Below are 6,811 nucleotides of genomic sequence, written 5' to 3' on the forward strand. Positions count from 1 at the left end.
ATCTGATTGGATAAAACCAGGCGCTGTGGTTATAGATGTTGGTGTAAACCGCCTTGAAAACGGGAAACTTGCAGGGGATGTGGATTTTGAAGATGTTAAAGAAAGGGCTTCTTTTATAACACCTGTGCCGGGCGGGGTCGGCCCAATGACAATTGCAATACTGCTGCATAACACAATAGAGGCAGCAAAAAAACAGTTTAAGAGTTTAAGAGTTTAAGAGTTTAAGAGTTTAAGAGTTTAAGAGTTTAAGAGTAAAATCAATGATAATCACAAAGAAAAAAGATTTTCAAAAGATTTTGGAATACCTTAAAAATAAAAATAAAATATTTTTATACGGCTGCAACTCTTGCGCTGAACAGTGCGAGACAGGCGGGGAAAAGGAAGTAAAAGAGATGACCTTGCTTCTTGAGAATGCAGGCAAAAAGGTTACAGGCTTTTCCATCCCTGATGAGACCTGCTACAGCATGGCAGTTAAACAGGTTTTAAAGCAATATAAACAAGATATTTTAGATTCTGACGCTGTCCTTGTCCTTGCATGCGGCGCAGGTGTAAAGGCTGTGGCAGACAGCATAGGTGATGAGAAACCTGTATTTCCTGCCCTTGATTCCCTGTATCTAGCAAATGTTACAAGGTATGGACATTTTGCAGAAGGCTGTAGTCTTTGCGGTGACTGTCTACTTGCCTATACTGCTGGTATCTGTCCTCACACAGATTGCCCAAAAGGGCTTCTAAACGGTCCATGCGGCGGCGTGGAAAACGGCATGTGCGAGGTAAACATTGAAAATGAATGCGCATGGATAAGGATTTACCGCCGTCTTGAAAAACAGGGAAGGCTTGATGTCATGAAAAGGGTTGCGCCTGCAAAAGACCATTCTTCCGGAGTAAAGCCGAGAAATACTATAGTGGAATCAAGAAGAAAAAAGTAGTAAATAGTGATTTATATCAACATATTTATGGTTCGCTCAGAGGAGGTGTTCAAATGGTTGACAAAGTTGTTAGAGCGTCAGTAGAAGCCTTTCTTAGAAAGGTTCGCGCAAACGAGGTTTCTGTGCGATGCGGCGTTATTTTCGGTTCACAGGCAACAGGACGGTCAAGCGCATTGAGCGACATAGACCTTTTGGTAGTATCTGCCCGATTTGATGAAAGGCGTGAAAGAAAGGACATAAACCTGCTCTGGCATCTTGCAGCAAGAACAGACAGCCGTATTGAGCCGATTCCCTGCGGCGAGAAACAATGGCTTGAGGATGATTCCAGCGCAATCATAGAGATTGCAAGGCGGGATGGAGAGGTTGTAGAGGTGTAACATGGAGAATAATAGGGTCAGCGACCATTAAGCAAGTAGGGTGGGCTGCGCCCCCCAAACATGAATTGTATATAGGTGGAACAGACATTTTGTCTGACTGTCAGGCTGGAAGCCTGACCTATAAGAAGCCTGACATATAATGGGAAGCCTGTGCTACTAAGAAACAGAATCTGAAAATAAAAGGCGGAATAAATGCAAACCCTAAAAGAATCGCTTGCATCAAACAAATTTGTTATAACTGCCGAAATCTGTCCGCCAAAAGGCACTGATACATCAATATTTATAAAAAATGCAAGGCTCTTGAAAGATAAGATTGATGCGGCAAATGTTACTGATAACCAAAGGGCAGTGATGAGGCTGTCATCTCTTGCGTGTTCAGTGTTACTTTTAAAAGAAGGCATTGACCCTGTATTCCAGATGACTTGCAGGGACAGGAACAGGATTGCGCTTCAATCAGACATCCTCGGCGCATGGACCCTTGGCATAAAAAATATTCTGGCGCTGTCAGGAGACCATGTGTCTTTCGGGGACCACCGTGAGGCAAAACCTGTGTTTGACCTCGATTCTGTTCAACTGATTCAGACTATATCAAAACTTAACAATGCACGGAATATGAATGATATATCATTAAACAGCGGAACAGATTTTTTAATAGGGGCAGTTGTTGCGCCAGGGGCTAATCCGCCTGAACCTGAGATGCTCAAGTTTGAAAAAAAGGTCTCAGCAGGCGCAAAGTTCTTTCAGACGCAGGCGTTTTATGATATGGAGAAATTCAAAAGATTTTATGAATATGCAAAAAAATTGGGGACAGATTTGAAATCTGTCCCCACAATACTTGCCGGCATCCTCCTTTTGAAATCTGCAAAGATGGCGCACTTTCTAAATAACAATGTGCCGGGTGTCAATGTACCGCAAAACCTTATAAATGAATTGGAACAGGCACCTGACCAGCTGCAAAAAGGCATTGAGATAGCAGCAAGACAGATTAAGGAACTAAAGACATTTTGTGATGGTGTCCACATAATGGCAATAGGGCAAGAAGATAATGTGCCAAAAATTATAGAGATGTCAAACTAATGGACTTAAGGAAGACCCCTTTAAATCAAATCCATAAAGAACTCAGTGCAAAGATGGTCCCATTCGCCGGATGGGAGATGCCTGTCCAGTATACAGGCATAATTGATGAACACAGGATAGTCAGGAAAAAGGTTGGACTATTTGATGTAAGCCACATGGGTGAGATATTTGTGGCAGGGGAAAGGGCCCTGGAGGCTGTGCAACTCCTGACCACAAATGATGCCTCAAAGATGGTTGACGGACAGGTTCAATACACGCTTTTATGTTATCCTGACGGCGGTATTGTAGATGATGTAACCCTCTACAAATTTAATGAGCAGAGGTTTTTATTTTGCGTAAATGCGTCAAATACAGAAAGGGACTTTGAATGGATTAAAGAAAATGTTGGGGATATTGCAAATCTAAAAAATGCAAGCGATTCCTTTGCCCAGTTGTCTATTCAGGGACCTCTTGCGCAGGAGGTCTTGCAAAAGAGTTGCAATATTGATTTGTCTGAAATAAAATATTACCATTTTATGGTTGGTTTGATAAGCAGTGCAGGCACTATTATATCAAGGACAGGTTACACAGGTGAGGACGGTTTTGAAATATATATCCCGCCTGAAGAGGCAAATAGGATATGGAATAAAATACTTGACGATGGTAAATCTTATGGTATAAAACCAATTGGACTTGGGGCAAGGGATACACTGCGGCTGGAAATGGGTTATCCTTTATATGGAAATGAACTTTCAAAAGATACAACACCTCTTGAGGCAGGGCTTGCAAGGTTTGTTGCCTTTAATAAAAATGATTTTATAGGAAAAAAATCTCTTGAATCCCAGACTAAAACTGGTATAAAAAAGAAACTGATAGGGTTTAAGATGATTGAAACAGGTATCGCACGGCACGGCAGTCAAATATTTAATGATAAAAAACCTATTGGTGAGGTTACAAGCGGGACAATGTCTCCGTCCATTGGCATACCTATTGGCATGGGTTATGTGGAAGCAGGGTTCAGTGAAACAGGGAGAGAGATTGGTATAGGGATAAGGAACAGAATCTCAAAGGCTGTAATTGTTACAAAAAGGTTTTATAATCTGCAGCACAAATTATAAGAGGAGGAATATTATTTATGGATTTCCCAAAAGAACTAAGGTATTCAAAGGAACACGAATGGGCAAGGGCTGAAAGCAATATTGTTACAATCGGCATCACAGACTATGCCCAGGACTCTTTAGGCGATGTTGTATATATTGAACTGCCTCGGGAGGGAAGCACTGTTACAAAAGATGAGACATTTGGTGTTGTTGAATCTGTCAAGGCAGTATCTGACCTTTATTCGCCTGTAACAGGAAAGGTGATAGAGGTAAATGATGCCCTTATTGACAGCCCTGAGGTTATAAATGATGACCCATACGGCGATGCATGGATGATAAAGGTTGAAATATCAAATCCTGCAGAGATTGATGACCTTCTCACTGCCGATGAATATAAAGACTTTGTTGAGGAGGAGAAGTAAAATCAATTATGAATTAAAAATTAGGGATTAAGGTTGATAATTCATAATTCGTAATTCGTAATTTCCAATTGACATGTCCTACATTCCTCACACTGACAATGATATAAAAGAGATGCTGGGGGTAATTGGCATTAAGGCAGTCCATGACCTGTTTAATGCCATTCCTCCTGATATAAGACTCAAGACCCCTTTAAACCTGCCAAATGAACTGCCTGAACAGGAACTTGTCAGAGAAATCACAAACATAAGCAGAAAAAATGGCAATATTGAGGACTACATCTCCTTTATTGGCGCAGGTGCATACAACCATTATGTGCCAAGCATTGTCCATCACATCATCCTCCGCTCGGAGTTTTATACAGCATACACGCCATATCAGCCTGAAATAAGTCAGGGAACACTTCAGGCAATATTTGAATACCAGACGCTTATATGCCAGTTGACAGGGATGGATGTCACCAATGCGTCAATGTATGACGGTGCATCAGCATCAGCAGAGGCTGTTCTTATGGCACAGCGGATAAACTCAAGACCTGAGTGCCTTTTATCATCTGCCCTCCATCCAGAATACAGAGAGGTTGTTAAGACATATCTCGGCATCCGCAGAGACAGTATCAAAGAAATCCCTTTCTGCACTGAAACAGGGGCAACACCTGTAGAGGCAGTAGAAAGATATATTGATAAAGATACTGCCTGTGTTGTTATTCAATACCCAAACTTTTTTGGTTCTATTGAAGACTTAAGTGCAATATCAGAAATAGTTCATAAAAACGGCTCTGTATTCATTGTTGTAATTACCGAACCTATATCACTTGGTTTATTAAAGCCGCCTGGGGCGTTTGACGCAGATATAGTGGTTGGTGAAGGACAGGCATTTGGTAGTGCGCTCAACTTAGGCGGTCCGTATCTTGGTTTTTTTGCAACTAAAGAAGGATTTTTAAGAAATATGCCCGGCAGACTTGTGGGGGAAACAATTGACAAGGATGGCAAAAGGGGTTATATCCTCACCCTTGCTACAAGAGAGCAGCATATAAGAAGGGAGAAGGCAACATCAAATATCTGCACAAACGAAGGTTTGTGCGCACTAACCGCTGCTATTTATCTCACAGCTCTTGGCAAAACAGGCATTGTTAATCTGGCAAAAATCAATCTCTGCAAGATGCACTATTTGAGACAGCGATTAAAGGAACTGAAAAATGTAAAACCTGCATTTTCATCTCCTGTCTTCAATGAGTGTGTAATAAACTTAAATGAGGACGGAGATACAGTTATAAAGTCCTTATTAAAACAGGGCATACTGGGCGGCATATCACTTAAACGATTTTACCCTCAACTTAATTCTCACATCCTTCTTTGCGCCACAGAAATGAATACAAAAGAAGATATTGATATGTTGATAGAAGAACTTAAGGAACTTAAAAATGAGTAGCGGCTTAATATTTGAGAAGAGTTCCAAAGGTAGAAGGGGCATATCTATACCAAAGTTAGATGTTCCTGATATAAACCCTTTGGATGTTATACCCCATGATGTTTTAAGGGCTGACATAGAGGGATTCCCAGAGGTGTCTGAACTTGATGCAGTAAGGCATTTTGTAAACCTCTCTCAAATGAATTTTGGTGTTGATACAGGTTTTTATCCCCTTGGTTCATGCACAATGAAATATAATCCAAAGGTGAATGAGGATATGGCAAGGCTTTCCGGTTTTTCAAAGGCGCATCCATATCAAGCGCCTGAACTGTCGCAAGGCGCACTCCAACTCATGTATGAACTTGAAGGGTTTTTATCCGAGATAAGCGGCATGGATGCTGTTACGCTCCAGCCTGCTGCAGGCGCACACGGCGAACTCTGCGGCATGCTTATGATTTCAGCATATGTTAAGGCAAAGGGCAAGCCAAGAAAAAAGGTCATCATCCCTGACACAGCGCATGGCACAAACCCTGCAAGTTCAAACCTTGCCGGATTTACAGTTGTTACCATAAAAGAAGGCAAGGGCATTATAAGCCCTGAGGCAGTTGCATCTGTAATGGATGAGGATACAGCAGCGCTGATGCTTACAAACCCGAATACAATCGGTTTGTTTGAAACAAATATAAAAGAGATTGCAGATATAGTCCACAAAAAGGGCGGGTTTGTATATTGCGACGGAGCAAATCTGAATGCACTAATGGGTATTGCAAAACTTGGAGACATGGGTGTTGATGTAATACAGTTTAATCTGCATAAGACATTTTCAACCCCTCACGGCGGCGGCGGACCAGGCTCAGGTCCTGTCGGCGTAAAAAAAATACTAGAGCCGTTTTTGCCTGTGCCGAGGATAATAAAAAGAGGCAAGAGATTTAATCTTGGTTTCAATTGTCCGATGTCAATAGGAAGATTAAAGGCGTTTTACGGCAATTTCGGCATAATGGTCAGGGCATACAGTTACATAAGGGCAATGGGGCCGGACGGGCTTAAAAAGGCAAGCGAGATGGCGGTATTGAATGCAAACTACATAATGGAAAAACTTAAAAAGGCTTATCACCTGCCGTTTGACCAAACCTGCATGCACGAGTGCGTCTTATCAGACAAGGTTCAGTCTGAAAAAGATGTTTATACATTAGATATTGCAAAAAGGCTCATGGACTACGGCTTTCATCCGCCGACAATATATTTCCCATTGGTTGTCCCGGGCGCAATAATGATTGAACCGACAGAAACAGAAAGCAAAGAGACCATTGACAGGTTTATAGCGGCGATGATGACAATTGCAAATGAGGCAAGGGAATCGCCTGATATAGTCAAAAATGCGCCGCAGACAACAAAGATTGGAAGGCTTGATGAGGTTAATGCAGTAAAAAAACCAGTATTGAGGTGGAAGCCTTAAAGATAGTTATAGGGAGAAATCAAAAGTCAAAATTCAAAAATCAAAATGACAGAGAAAAATTCAAAA

The 6,811-nt window shown here is 41.6% G+C and carries 8 protein-coding genes; all 8 read left to right on the plus strand.

The window, feature by feature from the left end; all coding sequences use genetic code 11:
* The coding region (locus HZC45_07890) for a bifunctional methylenetetrahydrofolate dehydrogenase/methenyltetrahydrofolate cyclohydrolase (protein ID MBI5683068.1) at positions 1–217 on the plus strand (217 nt) is incomplete at its 5' end.
* A gap of 43 nt (positions 218–260) precedes the next feature.
* Positions 261–926 carry a methylenetetrahydrofolate reductase C-terminal domain-containing protein gene (locus HZC45_07895; protein MBI5683069.1) on the plus strand — a complete coding sequence of 222 codons (666 nt, stop codon included), beginning with the start codon at positions 261–263 and terminating at the stop codon, positions 924–926.
* A 53-nt stretch (positions 927–979) separates the two neighbouring features.
* A complete protein-coding gene (locus HZC45_07900; GenBank protein MBI5683070.1) occupies positions 980–1,303 on the plus strand; it encodes a nucleotidyltransferase domain-containing protein in 324 nt (107 codons plus the stop codon).
* A gap of 192 nt (positions 1,304–1,495) precedes the next feature.
* A complete protein-coding gene (locus HZC45_07905; GenBank protein MBI5683071.1) occupies positions 1,496–2,380 on the plus strand; it encodes a methylenetetrahydrofolate reductase in 885 nt (294 codons plus the stop codon).
* Complete coding sequence (gene gcvT, locus HZC45_07910) at positions 2,380–3,477, plus strand: glycine cleavage system aminomethyltransferase GcvT (GenBank protein ID MBI5683072.1); 1,098 nt, start codon at positions 2,380–2,382, stop codon at positions 3,475–3,477. The genes HZC45_07905 and gcvT overlap by 1 nt, the downstream gene beginning before the upstream one ends.
* A 17-nt stretch (positions 3,478–3,494) precedes the next feature.
* Entirely contained in the window at positions 3,495–3,881 is a 387-nt protein-coding gene (gene gcvH, locus HZC45_07915; GenBank protein ID MBI5683073.1) for a glycine cleavage system protein GcvH, read from the plus strand.
* 73 nt (positions 3,882–3,954) lie between these two features.
* Positions 3,955–5,310, plus strand: a complete 1,356-nt coding sequence (gene gcvPA, locus HZC45_07920) for an aminomethyl-transferring glycine dehydrogenase subunit GcvPA (GenBank protein MBI5683074.1) — start codon at positions 3,955–3,957, stop codon at positions 5,308–5,310.
* On the plus strand, positions 5,303–6,745 hold the full coding sequence (gcvPB, locus tag HZC45_07925) for an aminomethyl-transferring glycine dehydrogenase subunit GcvPB (protein MBI5683075.1): 1,443 nt from the start codon (positions 5,303–5,305) through the stop codon (positions 6,743–6,745). Before gcvPA ends, gcvPB begins: the two co-directional genes overlap by 8 nt.
* Positions 6,746–6,811: the final 66 nt, after the last annotated feature.

It is taken from the genome of Deltaproteobacteria bacterium, assembly GCA_016223005.1.
Classification (GTDB): Bacteria; Desulfobacterota; GWC2-55-46; order UBA9637; family GWC2-42-11; genus JACRPW01.

Coding starts and splice junctions, on each gene's coding strand:
- gcvT (MBI5683072.1), top strand. CDS start 2,380: ATGGACTTAAGGAAGACCCCTTTAAATCAAATCCATAAAGAACTCAGT.
- gcvPA (MBI5683074.1), top strand. CDS start 3,955: ATGTCCTACATTCCTCACACTGACAATGATATAAAAGAGATGCTGGGG.
- HZC45_07895 (MBI5683069.1), top strand. CDS start 261: ATGATAATCACAAAGAAAAAAGATTTTCAAAAGATTTTGGAATACCTT.
- gcvH (MBI5683073.1), top strand. CDS start 3,495: ATGGATTTCCCAAAAGAACTAAGGTATTCAAAGGAACACGAATGGGCA.
- gcvPB (MBI5683075.1), top strand. CDS start 5,303: ATGAGTAGCGGCTTAATATTTGAGAAGAGTTCCAAAGGTAGAAGGGGC.
- HZC45_07900 (MBI5683070.1), top strand. CDS start 980: ATGGTTGACAAAGTTGTTAGAGCGTCAGTAGAAGCCTTTCTTAGAAAG.
- HZC45_07905 (MBI5683071.1), top strand. CDS start 1,496: ATGCAAACCCTAAAAGAATCGCTTGCATCAAACAAATTTGTTATAACT.